We start from the raw sequence: 25,471 nt of genomic DNA, 5'->3' as shown, positions 1-25,471 counted from the left end.
CGTACCGTCCGGTCAGCCTCCGGCGGCAGCGATTTTCAGCAGCCGCTGGATCTGGGCCTGCCGGGTGACGGTCATCCGGGTGGCCAGGTCCTTCGCCGGTGGGTAGGCGCCGCCCGACGACTCCATCAGCAGGGTCTCCATGCCGTTGTGCAGGGTGCCGAGCAGCAGGCTCACCGCCGTCCGGTCGAAGCCGGCGCCCTGCGCCGCGGCCAGCTCACCGAAGTCCGCGTCCCGCAGCGCGTGCAGGTCGCCGTGACCGGCATGAGCCTCGGCCGACGGATCGACGGTGACCGGTTTCGACCAGCCCAGCAGCCAGCGTTCCATGGTGCCGCTCTCGCTGTGCCACTGGCCGCGCAGCTCGGTGGCGATCGCGCGGAGTGCGGGGTTCGCGGCGCGCTGCTCCGCCAGAGTGAGGACCTTGTCGCCCTCGGCGATCTGCGCCAGACCCATCTGGAGGAACATCACGTCGACGTCGTTGATCGGCGTCGCCGGGGGGCTCTCCGGGCTGCCGCATCCGGTCATCAACAGAATGATCACGGCCGAGGCGGCCCGGCGAACCGGGCCGCTCGGTTTCCTCTTCGTCGCGGACATCGCTTACAGCGCGGTCCACAGGGCCGGGACGTTCGGCGGCTCCCAGCCGTTGAGCGCGGTGTGCGGCTGCCGGCACTGGTACGACCTACCGGCGTAGGTGACCTTGTCGCCCACCTTGTAGGCGACCCCCGCCGCCCAGGTGGTGGTGCCCGAGGTCGGCGTCGGCGTGGGGCTCGCCGTCACCGTCGGGGTCGGCGTCGGGGTGGGGCTCACCGTGGGGCTCACCGTCGGGGTGGGTGTCGGGGTCGACCCACCGCCGCCGATGTTCACGTCCACACAGGAGTAGAACGCGTTCACCGTGTCGGCGATGTTCCACCGGGCCAGCACGGTCTGCCGGCCGGTGAAGCCCTTCATGCTGACCGTGTGCGACTTGGTCGCCCCGGGCTGCGCGCCGCCGTCGTTGAACGACGCCAGCTGGGTGTTGCCGATGAAGTATTCCCAGGTCGAGGTCGAGTGCCGGGCGGTGAGCACCCAGTTGAAGGTGACCGACTGACCGACCGTCGCGGCCGGCCAGCTCTTGCCGTTGTCGTTCAGCACGGTGAAACGGCTGCCGCCGCCGTTGCACTGTGTCGAACCCTTCGGCGCCTCGACGCTCTGCGGCTCGTAGACGATGTCGCCGCAGCCGGAGACCGCGCCGCTGGCGCAGTTGGCCTGACGGCTGGGCGGGGAGGAGATGTAGCCGTGCGCGAACGCCGGGGTAGCGGCCACGAACAGCGAACCGGCGACCGCGCCGACGGTCAGGACTGGCAGGGTGAATCGGCGTCTCATCAGGTACTCCTCGGGTGAGAGTGAGGGACGACGTGTTCACCAACGTAAATTAATTCGACTTAACAGTAAACAGTGTTAAGGATTCTTTAGGGTATCCGCACACGCCGATCCCTCAACCTCCCCCAAGGTCCCGGCCGACCCCACTCCCGACCGTCCTTTTTCGGTACGCATGACCGTGCGCTCGCCCGTAGGCCACGAGCCGAGTCCCGCCCGTGAGGCGAGCGCGACACCGCCGATCGGCACGGCCGCAGCGCGCCTCCCGGAAGCCGGCTGGCTCCCAGGGGTGCCTCGAGAGCCGGGAGGCACCCCTGGGGACCAGCCGGGGCCCCGACGCGCGCCGCGGGCCTGCCGACCGGCGGTATGGCGGGGCCACCGGCGGTCAGGAGCGGCGCTCGAGGAAGTCGTAGACGTCGCGGTTGTCGACACCCGGGAACGTGCCCGGGGGCAGCGCGGCCAGCAGGTGCGAGTGCACCCGGGCGCTGGGCCACGCGTTGCCGGACCACCGGCCCACCAGATCGCTCGGCGGGCGCCGGCAGCAGTCCGGGTCCGGGCAGTTCGAGACGGTACGCGAGGCCGTGTCCCCACCCCGGAACCACCGCGCGTGCTCGTACGGCGTCCCCACCGTCACCGAGAACTCGCCGGACCGGGTCGACTCCACGTGCACCGTGCACCAGTACGTCCCGGCCGTGGTGTCGGTGAACTGGTAGAACGACGAATACGGGTCCTCGGCCTCGAACACCGTCCGGGACGCCCACTTGCGGCACACCGGCTGGCCCTCGATCGCCCCGGTCACGTCGGACGGGAAGCGCACGTTGTCGTTCTCGTACGCCTTGTAGACGATCCCGCTCTCGTGCACCCGCGCGAAGTGCACCGGGATCCCGAAGTGCTGAGTGGCCAGGTTGGTGAACCGGTGGGCCGCGGTCTCGTAGGACACCCCGAACGCGTCGCGGAAGTCGTCGATCGCCAGGGCCCGGTCGGCCTTCGCCTCGGTGAGGAAGTCGACCGCGAACCTCTCCGGCATCAGCAGCGCCGCCGCGAAGTAGTTGACCTCGACCCGCTGGCGCAGGAAGTCGCCGTAGTCGGCCGGGTCGTTGTGCCCCAGCACGAAGTGCCCGAGCGTCTGCAGCACCACCCCCCGCGGGTCGTGGCCCTTCCCGCTCGCCACCTGCGGCAGATAGATACGGCGGTTCTTCAGGTCGGTCACCGAGCGGGTCGAGCTGGGCAGGTCGTTCACGTAGTGCAGGGAGAACCCGACCTGTGCGGCGACGTCCAGGATCCCGCGCTGGGAGAGCGGCCCGGTGGTGTGCCGTACCGATAGAAGGATCTTGTTGGCGGCTTCCTCGATCTCGGCGAAGTAGTTGTTGCGCTGCCGCATCTCCACCCGCAGCTGCGCGTTGGCGCGGCGGGCGACCTCCGGGGTGGCGCTCTGCTCGGTGAGCACCCGGTTGAGCTCGCGGTGCAGGCCGATCAGCGACTCCAGGGCGTCCGGCGGCAGCCGCCGGCCGCCCTTCACCACCGGCAGGCCGAGCGCGGCATAAGCGGCGTTCTTCTGCAGGTGGGTCAACTCGATCTCCAGGCCCGCGCGCCGGCTCGGCGCCTCCGGTCGCAGAAGATCCTGCATGGGTACGCCCAGTGCCGCGGCGATCGCCTGCAGGACGGAGAGTTTCGGCTCCCGTTTCCCGTTCTCGATCAGCGAGAGCTGGGACGGCGCGCGGCCCACCGCCTCGCTGAGCTGGTCGAGGGTCATGCCCCGGGTGCGTCGCAGGTGCCGGAGACGCTGGCCGAGGGTCACCAGGTCGACGGAGGAGTCAGGTGAAGGTGAAGCGGTCACGTGTTTCACCTTAACGGAATTTCTGCGTTTCTTCTTCTCACAAAGCCCTTCTGAGGGGCTGGTGCGATCCCTGAGAGTGAAGTTCTTCCACGAGGAAGAACGCGACAGGGCACGAAAGGGATTTTCCAATGACTGACTTTGCCGGCGGCGGTACCGCAGCGGACCTCACACAGGCATGGGCCAGCGACCCCCGATGGGCCGGCGTGAAGCGCGACTACACCGCGCAGGACGTCGTGAAGCTGCGGGGAACCCTCCAGGAGCGGCACACGCTCGCCGAGCGGGGCGCCGAGAAGCTCTGGGAGCTGCTCAACACCGAGGACTACATCAACGCGCTCGGCGCGCTGAGCGGCGGCCAGGCGACCCAGATGGTGCGCGCCGGCCTGAAGGCGATCTACCTGTCCGGCTGGCAGGTCGCGGCGGACGCGAACCTGTCCGGCCACACCTACCCGGACCAGTCGCTCTACCCGGCGAACTCGGTGCCCGCGGTGGTCCGCCGGATCAACAACGCGCTGATCCGCGCCGACCAGATCGACACCTCGAACGGCAAGTACGAGCGTGACTGGTTCGCCCCGATCGTCGCCGACGCGGAGGCCGGCTTCGGCGGGCCGCTCAACGCGTTCGAGCTGATGAAGGGCATGATCGCGGCCGGCGCCGCGGGTGTGCACTGGGAGGACCAGCTGGCCAGCGAGAAGAAGTGCGGCCACCTGGGCGGCAAGGTGCTCATCCCGACCCAGCAGCACATCCGCACGCTCAACGCGGCCCGCCTCGCGGCCGACGTGGCCGGCGTGCCGACGCTGGTCATCGCCCGTACCGACGCCCTCGCGGCGGACCTGCTCACCACCGACGTGGACGAGCGCGACCAGCCGTTCCTGACCGGTGAGCGCACCGCCGAGGGCTTCTTCCGGGTCAACCCGGGCGACGACGCCGCGATCGCCCGCGGTGTGGCCTACGCCGACTACGCCGACATGCTGTGGGTCGAGACCGGGAAGCCGGACCTCGACTTCGCCCGCAAGTTCGCCGAGGCCGTGCACGCCAAGCACCCGGGCAAGCTGCTCTCGTACAACTGCTCGCCGTCGTTCAACTGGAAGAAGAACCTGGACGACGACACCATCGCGCGCTTCCAGAAGGAGCTCGGCGCGATGGGCTACAAGTTCCAGTTCGTCACCCTGGCCGGGTTCCACGCGCTGAACCACTCGATGTACGAGCTGGCCCGCGGCTACGCCCAGACCGGCATGACCGCGTACGTGAAGCTGCAGGAGGCCGAGTTCGCGGCCGAGTCCGACGGCTACACCGCGACCAAGCACCAGGCCGAGGTCGGCACCGGCTACTTCGACGCCGTCTCCACCGCCCTGAACCCCGAGTCGTCCACCACCGCCCTGTCCGGTTCCACCGAGGCCGAGCAGTTCTGATTTAACGAGTAGGGCAGGGAGATCTGATCATGGGTGCCGAAGAAATCACCATCACCGGAACCACCGCAGACCGATACTCCGAGATTCTGACCCCCGAGGCGATCGCGTTCGTGGTGGCGCTGGACCGCGAGTTCGGCGCCCGCCGGGTGCAGCTGCTGGAGCGCCGCCGGCGCCGCCGGGCCACCCGCACCACCGACCTGGACTTCCTGCCCTCGACTCAGCACATCCGGGACGACACGTCCTGGCAGGTCGCGGCGCCGGCCGCCGACCTGCGCGACCGGCGCGTCGAGATCACCGGCCCGCCCGAGCGCAAGATGACCATCAACGCGCTCAACTCCGGCGCCAAGGTCTGGATGGCCGACTTCGAGGACTCGACGTCCCCCACCTGGGAGAACGTCATCCTCGGCCAGGTCAACCTGAAGGACGCGCTGGACTCCCGGCTCAGCTACACCGCGCCGGACGGCCGGCTCTACCAGGTCGGTGCGCACCTGCCGACCGTCATGGTCCGGCCGCGCGGCTGGCACCTGCCGGAGTGTCACCTGCGGATCGGCGGCCGCGCGGTCTCCGCGTCGCTGTTCGACTTCGGCCTGTACCTGTTCCACTGCGGGCGCAAGCAGATCGACCGGGGCAGCGGGCCGTACTTCTACCTGCCGAAGCTGGAGTCGCACCTGGAGGCCCGCCTCTGGAACGACGTCTTCGTCTTCGCCCAGGACCTGCTCGGCATCCCGCGCGGCACGATCCGGGCCACCGTCCTGATCGAGACGATCAACGCGGCGTTCGAGATGGACGAGATCCTGTACGAGCTGCGCGAGCACTCGGCGGGTCTCAACGCCGGCCGCTGGGACTACCTGTTCAGCATGATCAAGAACCGGCCGGACGTGGTCCTGCCCGAGCGGTCCCAGGTCACCATGACCGCGCCGTTCATGCGGGCCTACACCGAGCTGCTGGTCAAGACGTGCCACCGGCGCGGCGCCCACGCGATCGGCGGGATGGCCGCAGTCGTGCCCAGCCGGGACCCGGTCGCCGCGAAGCGGGCCCTCAACCAGGTGCGCCAGGACAAGCGTCGTGAGGTCGGCGACGGCTTCGACGGCTCCTGGGTGGCGCACCCGGGCCTGGTCGAGACGTGCCGTGAGGTGTTCGACCAGTGGCTCGGCGCCGAGCCGCACCAGATCGTGCGCAAGCGCGACGACGTGAAGGTCGGCGCGGCCGAGCTGCTCGACATCAAGTCGATCGGCGTGACGGTCAGCGAGGTGGCGCTGCGGACCAACGTCAGCGTCGCGCTCCGCTACATCGCCTCCTGGCTGGACGGGCGCGGCGCGGTCGCGCTCGGCGGCCTGATGGAGGACGCCGCCACCGCCGAGATCTGCCGGACCCAGCTCTGGCAGTGGATCTCGACGGGCACCCCCACCGACTACGGCGTGCCGGTCACGGCCACCCTGGTCACCCGGATGTTGCGGGAGGAGCTGACCGTGCTCAGCGAGACCGGCGCCCTGGACGAGGACGCCGCCCGGCGCTTCGGCCAGGCCCGGACGCTGCTCACGGTGCTGCTCACCGAGAGGACGTGCCCGGAGTTCCTGACCCTGCCGGCATACCTACGGCACCTGTCGGCGGGATCGGTCACCCCGGTCGTCGCTCAGGCCACTGTCGCGGCCTGAGCGGTGAGGTGAAGCGGGGCAGCCCTCCGACCTGCCCCGCTTCACCGCAACATCGAGTCATGACGGCATCGAGCCGGCGCCCCGGGAACGGGACGCCGGCTCGATCACGTTCCGCCCCGGCACCGGCGTCGCGTCAGCGCAGGGCCCGCCGGGGCGCCTCGCCCCGGATCGCGTCGAGCGAGGTCCGCAGAGTCTGGACCAGCACCGCGGAGACCTCGGCCGGAATCCGGTCCAGGACGGCGGCCTGGGCGCCGGTCGCCGCCCGCACCGCCTTCTCGGCGATCCGCACGCCCTCGTCGGTGAGCTCCACCAGCGCGCCGCGGCCATCCTGCTCGGCGGCGCGGCGGGCCACGTAACCGGCCTCGGCGAGTCGGCGGATGACGTTGCTGGTCCCGCCGGACGAGAGCAGTAAAGAGCTGGTCAGCGTGCCGGGACGCATCCGGAACGGCGGCCCGGAACGGCGCAGGGTCGCCAGCACGTCGTACTCCGCGCGGGTGAGTCCGAGCAGTTGCAACTCGTCGGCCGTGGCCGCGTCCAGAACTCCGGACAGCCGGGCGATCCGCTTCACGATTTCCAACGGCTCGCTGGGGAGGTCGGGCAGCTCCACGCGCCAGGCGTCGAGGATGTCGTCGACCTCATCGCGCTTCATCGCCCACCTTCCACACTGCCGAATCAGCATCGGCTGCGCACTCTGCGTGATTCACAGCAGAGGCGATTTGCCTGACCGGCGTTCGGCCCTTCCGCCCTCACAGTCTATGGCAGTACGCCATAAGCGCCCTGGACTGGACCGTCATGAATCCTCGGCCGGCATCGAGGCCCCGGGCAATTCGTAACCATTCGTTAACAAGGTGACACTACGTGTCCCCGCCGCTCCGATCGCGCCACGGGATTGCGGCGGCGGACCCGACTCGCTAGGGTCTCTTTCCGGAAAGCATTCTCAAAAGCTTTTGCAAAAGAGATCAACTGGGAGTTCACATGCAGGTTCGAGTCGCGGTCCTCTTCCACAGCGGCTACGGGCACACGGCGAAGCAGGCCGAGGCGGTCGCCGCCGGTGCTCAGGAAGTTGCCGGCACCCAGGTGGACCTGATCTCCATCCCGGATCTGACCGACGAGACGTGGCTGACCCTCGACGCCGCGGACGCGATCATCTTCGGGTCGCCGACCTACATGAGCGGCGCGAGCTCGGTGTTCCGCGGCTTCGTCGAGGCCACCAGCGCCCGCTGGGCGGACAACCTGCGGTGGCGCGACAAGATCGCGGCAGGCTTCACCAACAGCGGTTCGATGAGCGGCGACAAGCTGAACACCCTCACCGAGATCGCCCTGTTCGCCGCCCAGCACGGCATGGTCTGGGTCGGTCTGGCCGCGTTCTCCGGCTGGAACACGTCGGCCGGCTCGATCGACGACATCAACCGGCTCGGCAGCTGGCTCGGTGCGATGGCGCAGTCCAACAACGATCAGGGCCCCGAGTTCGGGCCGCACACCAGCGACCTGCGCACCGCCGAGGCACTGGGCCGCCGGGTCGCGGAGGTCACCGGCCGGCACGCCCGCGGCCGGCTCGCCGAGCCGGAACTGGCGCGGTCCAGCGCCTCCTGAGCCGGCACGTCATGGCTGACGGCCGGCGCGGTCCGGAGACCGCCGCGGCTCAGTCCCGGTCCTGCCAGGTGCAGAGGCAGACCCGGTTGCCCTCGGGGTCGGCGAGCACCCAGAAACTCGGCGCCTCCGCGTCACTGACCAGCGTCCCGCCGGCCGCGAGCGCCGCGTCGATCCGCGGCTGCACCTCGGCCGGGTCGACCCACAGGTCCGGGTGCCAGCGCTGCCGCGGTTCCTCGCTCCCGGACCGCTGGAACCAGATCGCCGGCACCAGCCCGGCCGGGTCGCGCACCTCGTCGGCCCGGTCGTGGTCCCGGTGCTCCGTACCGAGCACGGCCGCCCAGAACCCGATGATCCCGGCGGCCGCCGGTGTGTCCAGGCCCATCTCCAGGCGGGCGATCCCGGTGCGGTCCGCTGCCACTCCGGCTTCTTCCGCCAGATCCGAGATGGTACGGGCGAGGCGCAGATCCCGTACGGTCACCGCCCCCACGTCGTGACTCCAGGTGCGGACGTCGACGTGACCGTACCGCAGGTCGAGGTCGGGGTGGTGATCCATCGCCTCGGCGGCCGCGCCGATCGCGGTGACCAGCGCCAGCCCGGTCGCGAAGTCACCGGTCCGCAGCCGCGTCTGCAACCCGCCCAGCAGGAAGACCCAGCCGTCCGGGGCCCGCTCGGCGATCTCCCGCCCACTCAGCTTCGTCATCCGTCCATGCTCCCGCACCGCACCCGGGCGTTGTCTCAGCCCCGGCGCGCACCGGCCGACCTGACAGGCCGTCCCCCGCTGGAAGGCTCACCGCATGAGACATCGCCGGATCGTCCTGGCCGCCGTCGCCGGCGCCGTGCTGGCCACGGCCGGGTGCGGGGTCACCGCCCACCGCGCCACCGGCCCGGACCCCGACCCGGAGACCACCGAGCCCGCGGCCGTCTCGACCGGCCCGACGACTATTCCGGGCGGGGTGCCGGGGATGTCCCCGATCCAGTTCACCACGTCCCCCTCGCCCTCCCCGTCGCCCTCGCCCTCGGTGTCGGCGTCGGTGTCGGCGTCGGCGTCGGCGTCGGCCAGCCCGTCGGTTCCGGTCAGCCCGGCCGCCTCCACGAGTGTGCCGAGCCTGACGGCCAGTTTCGCCGTCGCTTCCGGCTGATCGGCTGGTGCCACACCCGGCCCGATTTAGGCAGAATGCCCGGGATGCGGACACAGAACTGGGCGGCGCGCTGGCTGGTGGCCCTCACCGGGGTGCTGGTCGCCGGGCTGCTGCTGCTCGGGCGGGCGCCGTTCCGGTACTGCGGGACGCTCGCGGTCGCGGTGCTCCTGGCGTACGCCATCGGTCAGACGACCTGGACCCGGCCGCAACAGTGGGCGATCAGCGGTCTCGCCCTTCTCACCCTGGACGCCTCGCTGGTCGACGCGGACAGCGGCGGCCGCGGCTGGCCGGCGGACATCCTGGGCGGCGACGGGCCGCTCGCCCCACTACGGGATTGGCTGCTCACCGCGGGTGGTTTCGCGCTGGCCGTCGCGCTGCTGTTCAGCGCGACCCGCGCGGCCCGCTGGCTGCTGGCCGGCGCGGCGGTGCTCGCCGTCGTCGCCACGGGAAGCACCTGGTTCATGACCACCATCAGCCGACCGGCGGAGGTCCGGGCCCTCTCCTCGGACCTCTACTACAGCGACCCGGCCGAGCGCGCCTACGTCATCTTCTCCACGCAGACCCCCGGCGACCTCTCCGCACAGATCCCCGGCGACCTCTACACACGGACCACCAGCGCCGTCGCCGCGCAGACCACCAGCACCTTCTCCGCGCAGACCGCCGGCGACGAGCTGGTGGTCGAACTGTCCGCGACCAGCACCGCGGATCAGCCGGCGCTCCGCGGCTGGCCGTCCTGGGATCCGTTCCGGGGGCCGGCCTGGACCCGGGCCTGGGAACCGCCCTGGGATCCCTCCACCCTCGAGGTCGACACCGAGCGGCAGACCGCCGCCTTCACCGCGGCGCTGCTGCTCCTCGCCCTGGCCGCCCTGGTCACCGTCCTCTTCCCGCCAGCCCACGGGACAGCCCTCCACTCCCCTCGATCCGACAGATAGCGTCGGCGCGCGCCGAAGCACCATCAGGAGACGATGCGGCAAACCGTGGGCCCACCGACCCCACGAACAGCCCGCCGAGCCGCGCCCGTCGGGAAGAGATCGCCCCCAGCTCCCTCCCCTATCGACCGTCCGCGACTCCAGGCCCCGGCTGGCCCTCAGCGCCCTTATGCACCCGCCTTGAGGACCGCCGGCACCAGCCGAGCGGGAGGTCGACGATGCACCGGGACGACTGACCACGCTGCGGGACGGTCGTGCGCCGCAGCGGCATCAGTCGGCGCGGCGGACCGCAACCCACCGCCCGCCCTGCTGGGCGGCCACCCCCGGCCACCCACCGGCCGGAAGCGAACGGGCGAGCGAGACCGGCTGGTGCTGAGGGGTGCCTCCGCGCCGCGGAGGCACCCCTCAGCACCAGCCGAAGCCTGGGGCGCGCCGCGGCCGGGAGTGCGGCGGGCATCGCGAAACCAGCCAGCGAGCTGGGGCGCGGGGCGGCCGGGAGCAGGGCGGGCGTGGCGCGGGATCAGCCCGGGGCGTGGCTAGTAGCCTGCGGCGGGGCGCTCGGTATGCGTACAAAATGGGGTGTCACAGAGCGGCGACCGCCTCGACCTCGATCAGAAACTCGGGGCGGGCCAGGCCGGCGACGCGGATCAGCGTGCTGGTGGGCGGGGACGTGACGGTGACGAATTCGTCGCGGACGGTGCGGACGGTGGGGAGTTCGTCGGTGCCGACCACGTAGAAGGTCAGTTTGACCACGTCCGGCCAGGTGGCGCCGGCGGACTCCAGGGCGGTGCCGAGGTTGCGGAACACCTGGCGGGTCTGTTCGGCCCAGCCGGTCGGGATCGTGCCGTCCGGGCCGGCTGCCACCTGGCCTGACGTCCAGACCAGGCGGCTGCCCGCGCCGATGGTCACGACGTTGCTGTACCCGTGGGGTGACGGTTCGCCCGGGAAGTCGAAGGGGACCATGAGGACACTTTAGAGATCTTCCAGGGTTCGCGGGGGGACAGCACCGCGCGGCTCATCACGAGCAGGCACAGGGACGCGTTCAGGAACGCGGAGATCACGTCGCTGGGGTGGTGCATGCCGCGGTACATCCGGGCCGTCGCGACCGCGACCGGCATCAGCACGAGCAGCCAGCACAGGGCTTTCAGCCAGCTCGGGCGGGCGAGGGAGGCCAGCACGATCGCGAGTCCGACGTAGAGCGCGAACGACGCCGAGGTGTGCCCGGACGGGAAGCTCGAGGTCGGCGGGGACGGGTCGAGGCGCTCGACGTCCGGGCGCGGACGGTCGATCGCGAGGGTGGTGAAGAAGAAGACCAGCGCCTGCGCGGTCACCGCGAGACACAGGAAGATCGATTCCCGCCAGCGGTGCAGGGTCAGGCGGAACACCAGCGCCATCAGCGCGGTCATCGCGATCACCGACGAGGTGTTGCCGACACCGCTGAAGACCGCGGAGATCTGGGTACGGACGTGGGTCCGACCGGCCTCGAACGACCGGTTGACACCGTCCTCGACCGTGAACGGCCAGGTGTGCGGGAGTACGTGGGTGAGCAGCAGTCCCAGCCCGATCATCAGGACCAGGATCGCCGCGACCGGCAGCACGATCCGCTTGAACGCTTGCACGACGAATGTGGACACGGCCGCTTTCTACCCCGTCGAGCGATCCGGGACACGCCTGCCCTGGAACACGGCCACGGTGATCGCCGGCACCGCCACCCCGAGCAGCAGCCCGGCCAGCACGTCACTGGTCCAGTGCACCCCGAGCGCCACCCGGGTGTACGCCGTGACCACCGGGATCCCGGCCGCCGCCACCCACAGCGCGGCCCGCTTCCCGCGCCCGCGCACCCGGGGCAGCAGGACCAGCAGCAACACCGCGGCGCCGAGCGCGTTGGTGAGCGCGTGCCCGGACGGGAAGGAGTACCCGGTGGCCCGGGCGACCGGCTCGAGCAGGTCGGGCCGGTGCCGTCCGAAGAGCAGCTTGAGGACGCCGCCGAGCGCTCCCCCGGCGGCCACGCTCGCCGCCACCCACCAGGCGAGCGCGGTCTCCCGGCGGCGGAACAGCCAGACGGCGAGCACCACGGCCGCGATCCGCCAGGTGTTCGGGTGGAAGATCAGGCTCCACCAGACCATCGGGTCGACCCAGTCCGGGTGACCCAGCGCCAGGTCGTGCAGCCGGTCGGTGACCCGGGCGTCGAGGCCGTGCAGCTCGTCGGCCCGGCCCGCGACCAGCGCCGCGAGCCCGCCGAACGGGACGAGCAGCGCCACCGCCGCGCCGGCCGCCGCTGTCGTCCGTACTCCGAGGGCGATCTCGCGTTCACGTGGCATCGGCGGCTTATACCCACGAATCGCGCCGTGATGCGCGGGTATGAGCCGCCGGCCCGTGAGGAAGGTCAGCGAGCGGCGAGCGTGCGGCCGGCCTCGGCGGCGGCGGTGTGCGCGGCCTCCTTCATGGCGGTCGCGGTCTCGGTGAACGCGTCCAGCGCCGGGTTGACCCCGACCAGGGTGAACTCGCGCTCGATCACGACGAGGTCGGCGCCCCAGATGTCGCCGACGATGCGCTTCAGGAAGTCGGTGTTGTGGTCCCAGCCCTCACGCGGGGTGCCCGGGCCGTACGCGCCGCCGCGGGTGGTGATCACGATGACCGGCTTGCCGTCGAGCAGCTTCTCGCCCTGCTCGCCACCGGCGATGGCCAGGTCGAACCACGCCTTGACGTGCTGGGAGACACCGAAGTTGTAGAACGGCAGGGCCAGGATGGCGCCGTCGGCGTCACGCAGCTCGGCGGCGAGGGACTGGGCCAGGGCCACGGCCTCGTTCATGGCGTCGGGGCGGTCGGCCTCGGCGACGTAGCCGGACGACACGGCGAGCTGCCACGCGGTCGCCGGGACCGGCTCGTTGCCGATGTGGCGGCGCACGAACTTGGCGTCCGGCGCGGTCTCGAGCCAGGCTGCCTCGGCGATGTCGGCGAGCGCGCTGCTCGCGGAGTTCGGGCCGAGGATGCTGGCGTCGATACGAAGAATGCTCATCGGTACTGCTCCCGTAGCTGTCGGACTTGAACCGTCAACTCAAGGTAGGCCGTCATGACTTGAAGCGTCAAGTCGAATGGGTTGACGATTCAAGTCGTTCAGATCACTGGCCCGGCGGGGTGCGCAGGCTAAGGTTTCCCTCATGAACACCGAGGAGCCGCGCTGGCTGGAGGCCGACGAACAGGCCACCTGGCTCGCCATGATCAAGATGATCACCCGGCTCCAGGCGTCGCTCGACGCCGACCTGCAGCACAAGGCCGGCGTCTCCTTCTTCGAATACCAGGTGCTCGCCGGCCTCTCGATGCGGCCGGACCGGCGGACCAGGATGAGCGACCTGGCCGAGTTCAGCGCGTGCTCGCTGTCCCGGCTCTCGCACACCGCCCGCCGGCTGGAGTCCAAGGGCTGGCTCTACCGCATCCCCGACCCGACCGACGGCCGCTACACCCTGGCCGTGCTCACCGACGCCGGCTGGGACAAGGTGGTGGCCACCGCACCCGGGCACGTCGCCGACGTCCGCCGGGTGCTGATCGACCCGCTCACCCAGGCGCAGTACAAGCAACTGCGGCAGATCAGCGAGCGGGTCAACGACGCCATCGGGCACAGCCCGTGCCTGGGCGTGAACAACAATCAGCCCTGCTGAAGGTTCTCGATCTGGCCGATCGCGTGCTGCACCTGGTCGACCAGGCCGCTGATGGTGTGCTGCTGGCCGTCGGCGACCGTACGGACCTGCCCGATCGCCGACCGCACACTCTCGATCGTGTCGGTCATGGTGGCGACGGCCAGGGACACCTCGGTGGCCGACGCGGTGAGCGCGCCCAGCGTGGCGGTGATCCGCTCGGTGCTCTCCGCGGTGTTGTCGGCGAGCTTGCGCACCTCCTCGGCGACCACCGCGAACCCCTGACCCGCCTCGCCGGCCCGGGCCGCCTCGATCGTGGCGTTCAGCGCCAGCATCCGGGTCTCCCCGGCGATCGACGCGATCAGCTTCACCATCTCGCTGGTCGCCGGCAGGCTGACGCTGAGCGCCTCGGCCGCCGTGTCGGCGTGGGTGGCGTGCTCGGCCATCTGCTCGGTGGCGGTGTACGCGGTGGCCGCCCCGGCGTTGATGTCGTGCACCGAGGCCCGCACCGCGTCCACCTCCCGCACCGCGGTGGTGAGCTGCTCCGCCACACTCCCGATCACCTGGTCCGCATCGGATTGCGCCTGCCGCAGCGTCTCCTCGCGCTCCTGCTCCTGGGCGGCGCGCTGCTCGGCCCGCTCCCGCCCCTGGCGCGCCTGTGACTCGGCCAGCTCACGCTCCCCGCGTTCCAGCGCCGCGAGCATGTCGTTGATCGAGTCGCTGAGTGCCCCGATGTCCCGGTTCTCCGACGGCGGCACCCGGACCTCCAGGTCCCGGGACTTCATGATCCGCTCGACGGCGCGCTGCAGCGGGCGGACGTGCACGCCGATCCCGTTGCGGACGGTGAACTCGGCGGCCAGTTTGAGGATCACCATGGCGGACACCAGGATCAGCCCGATCAGCAGCAGGGTCTGCTCGGCGAGGGCGCGGATCGGCCGGTCGACGAGCACCTCGAGGGTGATCGGCACACCGTCCACGCCGACGATGGTGCAGTCCACCGCCACCTTGTCGCCGGCCACCGCGGTGCGCACCGCGATCTCGCCCCACCGGCCGGGCAGCGACGGGTGGTCCCGGCCCTCGCGCGGCGCGGCCCGCAGGCGCAGGACGTCGGCGGTCTGCGCGGAGAGCTCGGCCAGCCCGGCCGCGTCCAGCGCCCGGAACAGCAGCAGCGCGCCGGCCGACGTGCCGCCGGCGCCCTGGTCGGGGTAGGAGACGAAGCCGCAGAACTCGGTGGGGGTGCCGGTGGCGCTGGTCAGGCCGCACTTGGCGTCACCCGGGCCGGCCCCGGCGGTGAACAGCCCGAGCATCGTCGCCGGGTCCCGCAGGGCGGCCGGGAGCGGCTGGTAGGTCGTACCGGAGATGCTGCCACCCACCCGGACCCGGCCCGCGGCATCGACCCCGGCGACCGCGGTGATCCCGTAGTTCCGGCCGAGCACCTCGGCCGGCAGGTGCGCCCGGAAGCTCGCCTGGTCCCCGGCGCGGATGTCGTCGCGGGAGCCGGTCCAGATCGCGTTGGTCATCCCGAAGTCGCTGAGCCGCTGCAGCTGCGCGCCGAGCGAGACCCGCAGCTCCTCGGCCTCGCTGATGTTCTCCCGCTGCTCCAGGTTGTCGAACGCCCGCAGCGTGATGATCCAGAGCGGCGGGTACGTGCACACCAGGATCAGCACCACCAGGCCGAACATCGGCAGCCGCCCGGGTACGCGCCACCAGCCGACGAACTGCTGGAAGGGGGCCACGAGACCACGGTAGGCAATTCCGGGCCCCGAGGTTTGCGGTTACCGAGTAGTAGGGTGCGGACGTGACCCACGAGGTGTTCAATCAGCCGCCGCCGCTCGTCGGCCACGACGTCGCCGCCGACGCCGCCCTCACCGAGGCGCTGACCCGCGAGGGTGCCGACTGGTACGCCGCGGACCTGCACAAACTCGGCCTGCGCGCGGGCAGCGAGGAAACCCGGCGCTGGGCTGACGAGGCGAACCGGCACGAGCCACGCCTGCTCACCCACGACCGGTACGGCCACCGCACCGACGAGGTCGAGTTCCACCCGTCCTGGCACCGGCTGATGGACGTCGCGGTGGCCGAGGGACTGGCCGGCGCCGCGTGGGCCGACCCGCGGCCGGGCGCGCACGTGGCCCGCGCGGCCGGATTCTACGTCTGGACCCAGCCGGAGGCCGGGCACGGCTGCCCGATCTCGATGACGTACGCGGTGATCCCGGCCCTCCGGAACAACCCGGCTCTGCAAGCGATCTATGAGCCGCTGCTGACCAGCCGCTCCTACGACCCGGGGCTGCGCACCCCGGCGGGGAAGCGCGGCCTGCTCGCCGGCATGGGCATGACGGAGAAGCAGGGCGGCTCGGACGTCCGGGCGAACACCACGACCGCGGTTCTCAAAGAAAATCAATGGCGCCTCACCGGCCACAAGTGGTTCACCAGCGCACCGATGTGCGACCTGTTCCTGGTCCTCGCCCAGGCCCCGGGCGGCCTGTCCTGCTTCCTGGTCCCCCGGGTCCTCCCGGACGGCACCCGCAACGTGTTCCGCATCCAGCGGCTCAAGGACAAGCTCGGCAACCGCAGCAACGCCTCCAGCGAGCCGGAGTTCGACGGCACCGTCGCCTGGCTGGTCGGCGACGAGGGCCAGGGCGTCCGCACGATCCTCGAGATGGTGTCGACGACCCGGCTGGACTGCGTGATCGGTTCCGCGTCCGGCATGCGCGCCGCGGTGTCCCAGGCGATCCACCACGCGAAGCACCGGTCCGCGTTCGGCGGCCCGCTGATCGGCAAGCCGGCCATGCGCAACGTGCTCGCCGACCTGGCCATCGAGTCGGAGGCGGCGACCGCGCTGGCCGTGCGGCTGGCCGGGTCGCTCGACCGGGCGGTCCGCGGCGACCGGGGTGAGCAGGCGTTCCGCCGGCTGGCCATCCCGGTCGGCAAGTTCTGGGTGTGCAAGCGGCAGCCGGCCGTGGTCGGTGAGGCCCTCGAGTGCCTGGGCGGCAACGGCTACGTCGAGGACTCCGGCCTGCCCCGGCTCTACCGCGACGCCCCGCTCAACTCGATCTGGGAAGGTTCCGGGAACGTGCAGGCCCTCGACGTGCTGCGCGGGATGGCCCGGTCGCCGGAGAGCCTGGCGGCGTTCTTCGCCGAGACCGACGCCGCGGCGGGCGCCGATCGGCGCCTCGACCATGCGGTGCGCGAGCTGCGCGGTCACCTCGCGGATCACCAAGATCTAGAGGTACGGGCGAGACGGCTCGTCGAGCGGATGGCCCTGGTCCTGCAGGGTTCCCTGCTGGTCCGGCACGCACCGGCCCCGGTCGCGGACGCGTTCTGCGCCAGCCGCCTGGGCGGGGACTGGGGTCACACGTTCGGCACCCTGCCCGCCGGAACGGACACCGCGGCGATCGTCGACCGGGCCGCTCCCGCCTGACAACCGGCCCGGCCTCAACCCGGCGGCGCGCGGGCCGATCGGAGGATGTGCGTAACGGACGGGTGCAGCTCTGGGCGGGGTGGCTGATGCTGGCGGCCGTCGCCGCTCTGTGTTTCCCGCTGCTGCCCGACGACACCCTGCCGACCAAGATCTACGTCAACACGGTCGGCACCACGTCGGTGCTGATGATGGTCGTAGGGATCCTGCGGAACCGGCCGGAGCACCGCGGCCCGTGGCTGATGTTCGCCGCCGGGATGGCGATGCTGGTCTCCGGCGACATCACGTACGACGTGACCGAGCTGCGCCTCGGCGAGTACCCGTACCCGTCCTGGGCCGACCTGCTCTACCTGTGCGCGTACCCGTTCCTGCTGGTCCCGGGCATGATCCGGCTCAGCCGCGGCAACGGCGACCGGGACCGCGGCGGGCTGATCGACGCGGCCGTGATCTCCACAGGGATCGGGCTGATCTACTGGGTCTTCGTGGTCGGGCCGACCCTCGCCGAGAGCAGCACCCCGGCCCTGGAGCGGATGGTCACCATCGGGTACCCGATGTGCGACGTGATGCTCACCGCCGCGGTGGCCCGGATGTTCACCCGGCCGGAGAACCGCACCCCGAGCCTGCGGCTGCTGGGCATCGGCACGATCCTGATGCTGACCGGGGACCTGTTCTACACCACGATGTCGACGACCGCCGAGTACACCGGCGGGTTCGTGGACTCCGGGTTCCTTCTCGCGTACGCCTGCTGGGGCGCCGCCGCGCTGCACCCGAGCATGCGCCAGCGCCCGACCGCCGCCGGGATCGACCCGTACGGCATCGGCGGCCGCCGGCTCGCCGTGCTGGCCGCGTGCTCGCTGCTCGCGCCCGGCCTGCTCTTCCTGCAGGGCGTCAAGGACCCGGGCAACATCGCCTGGGGCGGCATCGGCGTCGGCGCGGTCACCCTGTTCCTGCTGGTGATCGCGCGCAACTGGGGTTTCGTGAAGCAGGTGCAGCGGCAGGCCGGCAAGCTCGAGGACCTGGCCATGCACGACGAGCTGACCGGGCTGTCCAACCGGCGCGGGTTCGAGCGGAGCCTGAGCACCGCGCTCGCGGCCGGCTCACCGCACGTGCTGCTGCTCGACCTGAACGGGTTCAAGTCGGTGAACGACCGGTTCGGGCACGCGGTCGGCGACGACCTGCTCGTGGTGATCGCACACCGGCTGTCCGACGCGATGCCGGACGGCGCCATGGTGGCACGGATGGGCGGCGACGAGTTCGCCGTCCTGCTGCCGGGCTGCGCCACGCAGTCCTGCGACGAGCTGGCCGAACGCCTGCACACGGTGATCCGCCTGCCGATCCACGTCGGCGGCCAGGACCTGCTGGTCGGCGCGAGCATCGGGATCGCCGACGCGGACTTCCTGATCGACCCGGTCGAGGTGCTGCGCCGCGCCGACCTGGCCATGTACGCCGCCAAGGCGGCCGGTGGCCGGCACCACCGCTGGTACGTCCTCGAGCTGGACACCCAGGCCGGCGAGGAGGCCCGGCTCGGCGCCGACCTGCGGGTCGGGATGGACGCCGGCCAGCTCCACCTGGTCTACCAGCCGATCGTCGAGCTGCCCGGCGGCGCCCCGCAGGCGGTGGAGAGCCTGATCCGCTGGCAGCACCCGGAACGCGGGTTCGTCAGCCCGGTCGAGTTCATCCCGGTCGCCGAACGCAACGGCCTGATCATCGAGCTCGGCATGTGGATCCTGCGCACCGCCTGCGAGCAGTACCGCACCTGGCAGGCCCGGGGCGTCGCGCCCGAGCACATCGGGGTGAACGTGTCGGCCCGGCAGCTGGCCGAGCCGGGCTTCGTCGACGCGGTCGCGGCGGTGCTCGCCGAGACCGGGATGGACCCGCACCACCTGGTCGTCGAGATCACCGAGACCGCGGTGTTCGGCGGCGGGGTCGCGGTGCGAGCGGTGCACGAGCTGAACGCGCTCGGGATCGCGATCGCGCTCGACGACTTCGGGACCGGGCACTCGTCGCTCGGCATCCTGCAGGCCGTACCGGTGAAGATCCTCAAGGTGGACAAGTCGTTCGTGGAGAACGTGACCGTTTCGGACCGGCACGCGGTGATCGCCGCGTCGCTGATCCAGCTGACCGGCGGCCTCGGGCTGATCGCCGTGGCCGAGGGCGTGGAGACGCCCGAGCAGGCCGCGGAGCTGTACCGGCTCGGGTATCGGCGGGCGCAGGGCTACCACTTCGGCCGCCCCGTGGTCGACCCGTTCGCGCCCGCCGCTCTGTCATCTGCCGCGTAGCGCCCTTTATCCTCGGCCGCGTAGCGCCCGGACCGCGCCGAGCAGCTCGGCCTGGGTGATCGGGTCGGCCCGGCCGCCGGTGCGGGCGTCCTGCATCGCCTTGGTCATCTGCACCCGGCGCAGCACCTCCTTGATGTCCGCGCCGGTCATCCCGGTGCTGGCCACGCCGAGCGCGGGCAGGTCGAGATCGTCGGCGAACATCCGGAACCCCTCGGTCTCGTGCGCCGCGACCAGGCCCTGGATCATCTTCCGGAAGATCTCGGTGCGGCTCACCTCGTCCGGCCTCGGCACGCTGATCTTGATGTCGAAGCGACCGGAACGGATCAGTGATTCGTCGACCCGCTCCGGGAAGTTCGTGGTGGCCACCACGATCACGTTCGGGTTCGCCTCGATCAGGTCGTTCATCTCCTGCTTGAAGATCCCGGCGACCGCGTTGAGCGCCTGACTGGCCGCGTCCCCGCCGCCACCGGCGTAGCTCACGATCGAGTCGAACTCGTCGAACAGCATCAGCGTCGGCACCCGGTAGCGCCGGGCGTCCCGGAAGATCTGCTTGATGTTGCGCTCCGAGCCGCCGAGCCACTTGTCCAGGATCTCCGGGGTGCGGATCTCCCGGAAGTCGGCGCCGATCTCGTTGGCCAGGGCGCGCGAGAGCATGGTCTTGCCGGTGCCGGGCGGTCCGTACATCAGCAGGCCCTGCGGACGGCGCGCGCCCCAGCGGGCCATCGCCTCCGGGTGCCGGAACGACACCGCGATCTGCCGCAGCTCGCCGACCACGTCCGCGAGCCCGCCGACCATGTCCAGGGTGACCTGCTGGGTGGTGACCGGGGCCGGCGCCGGGGTGGCCTCCCGGCTGAACACGTACCGTCTGCCGCGCAGCGCGTCCGGACCGGCCAGCTCGGTCACCGCCTGCAGGGTCAGCGTCACGAAGGCCCGCAGGTGGGTCGCGGTCACCTCGTCGCGCGGCACCTCGGCCCGCAGCCGGACCACGTCGCCGTCCGCCTCGTAGGCCACCTCGGCCACCAGACCCACCCCGGCGTCCGCGAAGACTCCCGATCCGCGGTTCGCCGCCGGGTTCGCGGTCCGGTCAAAACCCAGTTTCTTGTACGCCGCGGCAGCGGCCGTCCCCACGCCATCCACGAAACGGGTGGCCATCGGGTCCCCGTCGGCGATCCGCTTGGACAGCAGCAGGCCGATCGGGTCGTTGCCGAGCACCATCCGGCGCATCCGCTCGGTGGTCATCTCCTCGGCGCCGGCCCGGATCCGCGCGACGAACACGTGCGCTTTCTCGCCCGCGCCTCCGGTGCTGTCCGCGCCCTCGGTGACGTCCACGCCTCTGGTGACGTCCACGCTCGACACCGTCACGTCGACGCGCTGCACCGGGGCCGGCCAGTCACCTCGGCGGGCCAGCTCGACCGGGTTGACCCGGGCCGCGGCCAGGACGGTGTTCGCGTCGACGAGCTCGACGGTGGCTCCCGCGTACTCGAAGATCTCGCCGCGCGGACGCGGGGTGTTCGCCTCAGACATGGTGTTTCCTCCGCTATCCGACTTTCCCCAGAGTGACACGACCATGCTTCCCCGAGCGTATTCATCTCGGTTAATCTGCGGACGCTGATCACCCTCGATGTCGTGGGCAGGCGGCCGGTGCCCCGGCTGCGGCGCACGGCCGTCGCACCCGGCGCGCCGCCTCGTCCTGGCCGGCCCGCCGGTCTCACGGAGGAGGAAGTTCGTTGCGTACACGCACACTCGCCGTTCCCCTTGTCGCCGCCCTGATCGTGGCGCTGGCTCCGCAGCCGGCGTCCGCGGTGGACGAGATCAGCACCAAGAAGTTGCGGGACGCGGTCACCGTCGCCGGCATCCTCGGACACGAACGTGTGCTCCAGCGGATCGCCACCCAGAACGGCGGGACCCGGGCCTCCGGCACGCCGGGCTTCGCGGCCAGCGCCGCGTACGTCACCGGGGTGCTGAAGAGCGCCGGGTACAAGGTCAAGGAGCAGAAGTTCACCTTCGCGTTCTACCGGGAACTCGCGCCCGCCCAGCTGCTCCGCGTGTCGCCGGCCGGACCCGCCTACGCGACCACCACGTACGACTACTCGGCCAGCGGTGACATCACCGGGCGGGTGGTGCCGGCGCTGGACAACGTGCTGCCGCCGACCGCCACGCCCAGCTCCACCGCCGGCTGCTCGGCGACCGACTTCACCCCGGCGTCGGCGACCGCGCCGGAGATCGCGCTGATCCAGCGTGGTGGCTGCGACTTCGCGGTGAAGGCCGCGAACGCGGCGGCCGCCGGGTACGACGCGGCGATCATCTTCAACGAGGGCCAGGAGGGCCGGACCGAGCTGTTCCACGGCACGCTCGGCGGGCCGGCCGCCATCCCGGTGGTCGGGCTGTCGTTCGCCGACGGCAGCGCGCTCGACGCCGCCGCGTCGGCCGGCGACGTCACGCTCCGGGTGGTGACCAGCACCGAGGTCAACCCGAACGCCACCACCAGCAACATCATCGCGGACAGCCCCGCGGGCAACCCGGACCGCGTCCTGGTGGTCGGCGCCCACCTCGACTCGGTGGTGCCCGGACCGGGCATCAACGACAACGGCAGCGGCTCGGCCACCATCCTGGAGATCGCCGTCCAGCTGGCCAAGCTGAAGATCACGCCGCGGCAGCAGGTGCGCTTCGCGTTCTGGGGCGCCGAGGAGGGCGGGCTGCTCGGTTCCACCCACTACGTGGCCAACCTCAGCGACACCGACCTGACCCACATCTTCGCCAACCTGAACTTCGACATGGTCGGCTCGCCGAACTACGTCCGCTTCGTCTACGACGGCGACGGCTCGGCCACCGGGACGTCCGGCCCGACCGGTTCCGACCAGATCGAGTCGCTGTTCACGAACTACTTCACCGCGCAGGGCCTGGCCACCGACCCGACCGCGTTCGACGGCCGCAGCGACTACGGCCCGTTCATCGACGCCGGCATCCCGGCCGGTGGCCTGTTCAGCGGCGCCGAGGGCGTCAAGACCCCGGAGCAGGCCGCTGTCTACGGCGGCACCGCTGGTGCGCCGTACGACGCCTGCTACCACCAGGCCTGCGACGACATCAACAACCTGAACGCCAAGGCGTTGTCCGAGTTGGGCGACGGCGCGGCCCACGCGGTCCTGACCCTGGCCCGCACCAAGACCGGCTTCTACCCGGACGGCAGCCTCCGCGCCCCGGCCCGGCCCGCTCTCCCCTACCGAGGCGACCACCTGGTCCGCTGACCCGTTCCTCCCCGGCCCCCGCCCGCTCACCTAGCGGGCGGGGGCCCTTCCCTTCGTGGCTTTCCTCAGCGAGCGTGGGCGGGGGCGCCGCGCCGGCGGGGCTGCGGCAGGATGTGCGCATGTCGATGAATGAAGCCCGGGTCTACCGGCACGTGCCGTGGCTGTTCGCCGCCGGGCTGATCGTGGCGGCCCTGACCGGCGCCGTCGGCGCAGGCCTGGTGACCCTGCTCCACGAGCTGAGCGTCGCGACGGTCTGCAAGGCCGCGGTCGCCCTGCTGTTCTACGTGGTCGTGGTCGCGTTCCCGCTGCTGAGCTTCCGCTGGCGCACGGTGATCGACGACGAGGCGGTCACCCAGCACTGGATCACCCGCACCTACCGGATCCCGCTCGCCGAGATCACCGGCCTGGAACGGGACGCCGCCGCCCACCGCTGGTTCCTCCGGATCCACGCCGGCGAGAAGACCTTCGAGGTCATCCCCTGCCCGGTCTACCGCCGCCCCGGCGGCGCGTTCGGCGCAACCCCACCCCGAACCCTCCTAGCCGCCGAAGCCGACCTCGAAGCCCGCCTGGCCCTCCCCCAGCCCGCCTGACCCCCACCCCCAGCACCCCCTTCACCCCGCGCCCACCGCGGCCGCCGCACCCCCGGACCCCAGCTGCCTCTCAGGGGTGCCTCCCAGCACCCGACACACCCCTCAGCACCAGCCGAACCCACGACCACCCGAACCGAACCCCAGCGCACGCCCTCGCCCCAGCTGGCGCTGACAGCCGCCTCCCGGACCCGAGACAACCGCCACCACCAGCCGTGCCCCGCAGCCAGAACGGCAGGCACGCTCCCGTCCGTCCGGCTGGCCCCCAGCGGTGTGTCCGGGGCCGCGAGACACCCCCCACAACCAGCCGGAGCACACCGGCTGGTCGCCAGGGGTGTGTTCGGGGGTGGGAGGCACCTCTCATGACCAGCCGGGCCACACCAACTGGCACCCGGGGGTGCCGCTCATGGGGGTGGGGTTTGGGGTGGCCGGGACCGGCGGCGGACGTCGCCCTGGAGGGGTTTGCGTTTTGGGCGCGCCAGCGGCCAGCAAAGACCGGAAGGGTCCCGGCGGGAGCGGCGGTCTGTACACCAGCGGACGCACGACATCATGATCTTGATCTTCGGGGTGAAAATCGGTCGCCGGGTGGGGCGGGGCGCACGAGGATTCCGGTATGGACCAGGTGACCGGTGAGATCGTGACCTTCTATGAGCAGCGCTACGACGAGGCGGCCCGGCTGGATCGGCGGCCGCAGTGCCGGCTCGAGCGGATCCGGACCCTCGAACTGCTCCGCGAGCTGCTGCCCGCGGCGCCGGCGCGGGTGCTCGACGTCGGCGGCGGGCCCGGGGCCTATGCCCGCGAGCTGCTCACGGACGGTTATCAGGTGCGGCTCGTCGATCTGGTGCCGTTGCACGTGAAGCAGGCCCGGGAGGGCCAGCCGCCGATCGACGCGGTGGTCGGGGACGCGCGGGAACTACCCGAGGCGGACGGTTCGCAGGATGCCACGTTGTTGCTCGGACCCCTCTATCACCTGCAGGAACGCGGTGATCGGGTGCGGGCGCTCCGGGAGGCGATCCGGGTCACCCGGCCCGGCGGGCCGATCGCCGCCGCGGTGATCAGCAGGTTCGCGGGGCCGATCGACTTCGTGGCCAGCGCGCGGTTCGACGAGCGGATGGTCGCGGAGTCACGGCGGCTCCTCACTGACGGTGTCAACGACGGCTCGACCGGGTTCACTCAGGCCTATTTCCATCGGGTCGCCGAGCTGACCGCGGAGTGCCGGGAGGCCGGGCTGGCGGACGTCGTGATCCACGGTGTCGAGGGGCCGGGGTGGCCGGCGGCCGAGGCGGCGCAGCACGGGCCGCACGCCGAGAAGATCTTCGAGGCGGCGTTGCAGGTGGCGCGGGTCTACAGTGCCGAGCCCGATCTCGTCGCGGCCAGCGGGCATCTGCTGGCGGTCGGCACCGCGCCGCTCCGGTGAGGGGGAGCCTCAGCGGTAGGGGGTGATCGCCTCCTCGACCGCCGCGCTCCACGCCGGCATGTCCTCGTCGCGCCACTCGTGATCGGACGGGCAGCGCCAGTTCGGCTGGCCTGGTGCCACCCGGCAGCCGCCGAGCGACAGCCGGCCGTCCTCACTCGCGGCCAGCGCCGCCGGCGACGGCTTCCCGCGCGTCAGTGGCACACCCGGGAGTCCGCACTGCGGACACTGCTTCACCATGCCCGCCAATCTAGGCCACCCGGTGGATGTCGATCACCATTGGTCGCTGTCCTCCGGGCGGTATCGGTGTGAGGATGACCTTATGCAGGTCGTGTTCGTTCACGGACCCACCGGATCGACAGTCGTCACCGTGCATCGCGCCGACGGCGTGTCGTTGGTGCTGCCCGGGTACGACCGCAAGCACCGCGTCCCCCACGACCTGGCGCACTTCGCCACCGAGCGGGCCCTGGAGATGTCCGGTGGCGTGTTCGGCGCGATCGCGGCCGGCGGGGTGTTCGGCAATATGCGGGTGATCGGCGGCAAGCCCCGGCACGACGCCGCGGCGCGCAGCAAGCTCCTGCTCGACGCCCACCGCGAGACCCTGACCAGGGCCGAGGTGCTGGCCGGTGTCGTGCATCGCGCGGTCGAGGAGGACGCCGCCGAGCAGGCCCACCTCCTGGTCCGCACCGCCTGGCGCGATCTGGCCACCGAGCCGTTCCCGTGGAGCGACGATCACGTGCACGAGGCGGTCCGGACGCTCGACGAGCTGAGCGTCGAGTGGGAGGCCACCGGCACGGTACGGGTGATCTGGCCGGACCACCTGGTCGCCACCCTGCCGGAAGCCCGTGGGGTCCGGCGCGGCCGCCGCGGCCGCACCTGATCACGTATCTCTTCGCGCAGGCGTCCGGGATCGCGCCGGGCGGGTTCTGCGCGCCGGTGATGCCGTAGTGATCGGTTCCGAAGCGCCGCCTGGTCAGTGGC

General features: G+C 71.4%; 24 protein-coding genes. 11 read left to right on the top strand and 13 right to left on the bottom strand.

The features are described 5' to 3' along the window. Nucleotides 1-12: 12 nt before the first annotated feature. The 3 genes from Apa02nite_RS22120 to Apa02nite_RS22110 all read right to left on the bottom strand — a co-directional run bounded on the left by Apa02nite_RS22120 (nt 13) and on the right by Apa02nite_RS22110 (nt 3,190). Nucleotides 13-522 (bottom strand): DUF305 domain-containing protein, encoded by a 510-nt coding sequence (locus Apa02nite_RS22120; protein WP_239164472.1) that lies wholly within the window; start codon nt 520-522, stop codon nt 13-15. Nucleotides 523-594: 72 nt separating this feature from the next. After that, on the bottom strand, nt 595-1,359 hold the full coding sequence (locus Apa02nite_RS22115; RefSeq protein WP_203826686.1) for a lytic polysaccharide monooxygenase: 765 nt from the start codon (nt 1,357-1,359) through the stop codon (nt 595-597). Nucleotides 1,360-1,738: 379 nt separating this feature from the next. Continuing rightward, entirely contained in the window at nt 1,739-3,190 is a 1,452-nt protein-coding gene (locus Apa02nite_RS22110; RefSeq protein ID WP_203826685.1) for an XRE family transcriptional regulator, read from the bottom strand. 128 nt (nt 3,191-3,318) lie between these two features. On the opposite strand from Apa02nite_RS22110, the gene aceA reads away from it, so the two are divergent. Both aceA and aceB read left to right on the top strand, forming a co-directional pair. Further along, nucleotides 3,319-4,599, top strand: a complete 1,281-nt coding sequence (gene aceA / locus Apa02nite_RS22105; protein ID WP_067688042.1) for an isocitrate lyase — start codon at nt 3,319-3,321, stop codon at nt 4,597-4,599. 29 nt (nt 4,600-4,628) lie between these two features. After that, the gene (gene aceB, locus Apa02nite_RS22100; RefSeq protein ID WP_203826684.1) at nt 4,629-6,254 is read left to right on the top strand and encodes a malate synthase A; all 1,626 of its coding nucleotides are present in this window, start codon (nt 4,629-4,631) and stop codon (nt 6,252-6,254) included. Nucleotides 6,255-6,387: 133 nt separating this feature from the next. On the opposite strand, the gene Apa02nite_RS22095 is transcribed toward aceB, so the two are convergent. Further along, nucleotides 6,388-6,903: a MarR family winged helix-turn-helix transcriptional regulator gene (locus tag Apa02nite_RS22095; protein WP_203826683.1), complete on the bottom strand. Its 516-nt coding sequence runs from the start codon at nt 6,901-6,903 to the stop codon at nt 6,388-6,390. A gap of 326 nt (nt 6,904-7,229) precedes the next feature. Between Apa02nite_RS22095 and Apa02nite_RS22090 the strand changes: the two genes are divergently transcribed. Next, nucleotides 7,230-7,847, top strand: a complete 618-nt coding sequence (locus Apa02nite_RS22090) for a flavodoxin family protein (RefSeq protein WP_203826682.1) — start codon at nt 7,230-7,232, stop codon at nt 7,845-7,847. Between the two features lie 49 nt (nt 7,848-7,896). On the opposite strand, the gene Apa02nite_RS22085 is transcribed toward Apa02nite_RS22090, so the two are convergent. Together Apa02nite_RS22085 and Apa02nite_RS22080 are read right to left on the bottom strand one after the other, a co-directional pair. Further along, nucleotides 7,897-8,547: a 4a-hydroxytetrahydrobiopterin dehydratase gene (locus Apa02nite_RS22085; protein WP_203826681.1), complete on the bottom strand. Its 651-nt coding sequence runs from the start codon at nt 8,545-8,547 to the stop codon at nt 7,897-7,899. Nucleotides 8,548-8,634: 87 nt separating this feature from the next. After that, entirely contained in the window at nt 8,635-9,000 is a 366-nt protein-coding gene (locus tag Apa02nite_RS22080) for a hypothetical protein (protein ID WP_203826680.1), read from the bottom strand. A gap of 30 nt (nt 9,001-9,030) precedes the next feature. Here Apa02nite_RS22080 and Apa02nite_RS22075 point away from each other — a divergent pair, with 30 nt between their 5' ends. Beyond that, nucleotides 9,031-9,918, top strand: coding sequence for a hypothetical protein (locus tag Apa02nite_RS22075; protein ID WP_203826679.1), 888 nt, complete (start codon nt 9,031-9,033; stop codon nt 9,916-9,918). 579 nt (nt 9,919-10,497) lie between these two features. On the opposite strand, the gene Apa02nite_RS22070 is transcribed toward Apa02nite_RS22075, so the two are convergent. From Apa02nite_RS22070 to Apa02nite_RS22055, 4 genes are all read right to left on the bottom strand, one after another. Next, nucleotides 10,498-10,824 carry a RidA family protein gene (locus Apa02nite_RS22070; protein WP_239164471.1) on the bottom strand — a complete coding sequence of 109 codons (327 nt, stop codon included), beginning with the start codon at nt 10,822-10,824 and terminating at the stop codon, nt 10,498-10,500. Then, entirely contained in the window at nt 10,821-11,549 is a 729-nt protein-coding gene (locus Apa02nite_RS22065) for a phosphatase PAP2 family protein (protein ID WP_203826677.1), read from the bottom strand. The genes Apa02nite_RS22070 and Apa02nite_RS22065 overlap by 4 nt, the downstream gene beginning before the upstream one ends. A gap of 9 nt (nt 11,550-11,558) precedes the next feature. Beyond that, nucleotides 11,559-12,236, bottom strand: a complete 678-nt coding sequence (locus tag Apa02nite_RS22060) for a phosphatase PAP2 family protein (protein WP_203826676.1) — start codon at nt 12,234-12,236, stop codon at nt 11,559-11,561. A 65-nt stretch (nt 12,237-12,301) separates the two neighbouring features. Next, the gene (locus Apa02nite_RS22055; protein WP_067688021.1) at nt 12,302-12,934 is read right to left on the bottom strand and encodes an FMN-dependent NADH-azoreductase; all 633 of its coding nucleotides are present in this window, start codon (nt 12,932-12,934) and stop codon (nt 12,302-12,304) included. Nucleotides 12,935-13,076: 142 nt separating this feature from the next. Between Apa02nite_RS22055 and Apa02nite_RS22050 the strand changes: the two genes are divergently transcribed. Further along, nucleotides 13,077-13,574 (top strand): MarR family winged helix-turn-helix transcriptional regulator, encoded by a 498-nt coding sequence (locus Apa02nite_RS22050; protein ID WP_067688018.1) that lies wholly within the window; start codon nt 13,077-13,079, stop codon nt 13,572-13,574. Here Apa02nite_RS22050 and Apa02nite_RS22045 read toward each other — a convergent pair. Continuing rightward, nucleotides 13,562-15,286: a methyl-accepting chemotaxis protein gene (locus tag Apa02nite_RS22045; RefSeq protein WP_203826675.1), complete on the bottom strand. Its 1,725-nt coding sequence runs from the start codon at nt 15,284-15,286 to the stop codon at nt 13,562-13,564. The two genes, Apa02nite_RS22050 and Apa02nite_RS22045, sit on opposite strands and share 13 nt — an antisense overlap. 62 nt (nt 15,287-15,348) lie before the next feature. On the opposite strand from Apa02nite_RS22045, the gene Apa02nite_RS22040 reads away from it, so the two are divergent. Together Apa02nite_RS22040 and Apa02nite_RS22035 are read left to right on the top strand one after the other, a co-directional pair. Next, complete coding sequence (locus Apa02nite_RS22040) at nt 15,349-16,968, top strand: acyl-CoA dehydrogenase family protein (RefSeq protein ID WP_203826674.1); 1,620 nt, start codon at nt 15,349-15,351, stop codon at nt 16,966-16,968. Between the two features lie 47 nt (nt 16,969-17,015). Next, nucleotides 17,016-19,244, top strand: coding sequence for a putative bifunctional diguanylate cyclase/phosphodiesterase (locus Apa02nite_RS22035; protein ID WP_239164470.1), 2,229 nt, complete (start codon nt 17,016-17,018; stop codon nt 19,242-19,244). Between the two features lie 6 nt (nt 19,245-19,250). Here the strand turns inward: Apa02nite_RS22035 and Apa02nite_RS22030 are convergent, their stop codons facing one another. Next, nucleotides 19,251-20,768, bottom strand: coding sequence for an ATP-binding protein (locus tag Apa02nite_RS22030; protein WP_203826673.1), 1,518 nt, complete (start codon nt 20,766-20,768; stop codon nt 19,251-19,253). A gap of 203 nt (nt 20,769-20,971) precedes the next feature. Here Apa02nite_RS22030 and Apa02nite_RS22025 point away from each other — a divergent pair, with 203 nt between their 5' ends. The 3 genes from Apa02nite_RS22025 (at nt 20,972) to Apa02nite_RS22015 (ending at nt 24,493) form a co-directional block, all read left to right on the top strand. Then, a complete protein-coding gene (locus Apa02nite_RS22025; RefSeq protein ID WP_203826672.1) occupies nt 20,972-22,489 on the top strand; it encodes a M28 family metallopeptidase in 1,518 nt (505 codons plus the stop codon). 119 nt (nt 22,490-22,608) lie between these two features. Further along, nucleotides 22,609-23,079 (top strand): hypothetical protein, encoded by a 471-nt coding sequence (locus Apa02nite_RS22020; RefSeq protein ID WP_203826671.1) that lies wholly within the window; start codon nt 22,609-22,611, stop codon nt 23,077-23,079. 610 nt (nt 23,080-23,689) lie between these two features. Beyond that, on the top strand, nt 23,690-24,493 hold the full coding sequence (locus tag Apa02nite_RS22015; RefSeq protein ID WP_203826670.1) for a class I SAM-dependent methyltransferase: 804 nt from the start codon (nt 23,690-23,692) through the stop codon (nt 24,491-24,493). Nucleotides 24,494-24,502: 9 nt separating this feature from the next. On the opposite strand, the gene Apa02nite_RS22010 is transcribed toward Apa02nite_RS22015, so the two are convergent. Beyond that, nucleotides 24,503-24,730 (bottom strand): hypothetical protein, encoded by a 228-nt coding sequence (locus Apa02nite_RS22010; protein ID WP_203826669.1) that lies wholly within the window; start codon nt 24,728-24,730, stop codon nt 24,503-24,505. A 130-nt stretch (nt 24,731-24,860) separates the two neighbouring features. On the opposite strand from Apa02nite_RS22010, the gene Apa02nite_RS22005 reads away from it, so the two are divergent. Beyond that, nucleotides 24,861-25,370 carry a hypothetical protein gene (locus Apa02nite_RS22005; protein WP_239164469.1) on the top strand — a complete coding sequence of 170 codons (510 nt, stop codon included), beginning with the start codon at nt 24,861-24,863 and terminating at the stop codon, nt 25,368-25,370. Nucleotides 25,371-25,471 lie beyond the last annotated feature (101 nt).

The sequence above is a fragment of the Actinoplanes palleronii genome (assembly GCF_016862315.1).
Lineage (GTDB): Bacteria > Actinomycetota > Actinomycetes > Mycobacteriales > Micromonosporaceae > Actinoplanes > Actinoplanes palleronii.
Note: the sequence above shows the minus strand (reverse complement) of the source record. Positions and strands in the feature narration are given on the sequence as shown.

Coding starts and splice junctions, on each gene's coding strand:
- Apa02nite_RS22120 (WP_239164472.1), bottom strand. CDS start 522: ATGACCGGATGCGGCAGCCCGGAGAGCCCCCCGGCGACGCCGATCAAC.
- Apa02nite_RS22020 (WP_203826671.1), top strand. CDS start 22,609: ATGTCGATGAATGAAGCCCGGGTCTACCGGCACGTGCCGTGGCTGTTC.
- Apa02nite_RS22090 (WP_203826682.1), top strand. CDS start 7,230: ATGCAGGTTCGAGTCGCGGTCCTCTTCCACAGCGGCTACGGGCACACG.
- aceA (WP_067688042.1), top strand. CDS start 3,319: ATGACTGACTTTGCCGGCGGCGGTACCGCAGCGGACCTCACACAGGCA.
- Apa02nite_RS22115 (WP_203826686.1), bottom strand. CDS start 1,359: ATGAGACGCCGATTCACCCTGCCAGTCCTGACCGTCGGCGCGGTCGCC.
- Apa02nite_RS22015 (WP_203826670.1), top strand. CDS start 23,690: ATGGACCAGGTGACCGGTGAGATCGTGACCTTCTATGAGCAGCGCTAC.
- Apa02nite_RS22075 (WP_203826679.1), top strand. CDS start 9,031: ATGCGGACACAGAACTGGGCGGCGCGCTGGCTGGTGGCCCTCACCGGG.
- Apa02nite_RS22010 (WP_203826669.1), bottom strand. CDS start 24,730: ATGGTGAAGCAGTGTCCGCAGTGCGGACTCCCGGGTGTGCCACTGACG.
- aceB (WP_203826684.1), top strand. CDS start 4,629: ATGGGTGCCGAAGAAATCACCATCACCGGAACCACCGCAGACCGATAC.
- Apa02nite_RS22030 (WP_203826673.1), bottom strand. CDS start 20,768: ATGTCTGAGGCGAACACCCCGCGTCCGCGCGGCGAGATCTTCGAGTAC.
- Apa02nite_RS22085 (WP_203826681.1), bottom strand. CDS start 8,547: ATGACGAAGCTGAGTGGGCGGGAGATCGCCGAGCGGGCCCCGGACGGC.
- Apa02nite_RS22095 (WP_203826683.1), bottom strand. CDS start 6,903: ATGAAGCGCGATGAGGTCGACGACATCCTCGACGCCTGGCGCGTGGAG.
- Apa02nite_RS22060 (WP_203826676.1), bottom strand. CDS start 12,236: ATGCCACGTGAACGCGAGATCGCCCTCGGAGTACGGACGACAGCGGCG.
- Apa02nite_RS22055 (WP_067688021.1), bottom strand. CDS start 12,934: ATGAGCATTCTTCGTATCGACGCCAGCATCCTCGGCCCGAACTCCGCG.
- Apa02nite_RS22050 (WP_067688018.1), top strand. CDS start 13,077: ATGAACACCGAGGAGCCGCGCTGGCTGGAGGCCGACGAACAGGCCACC.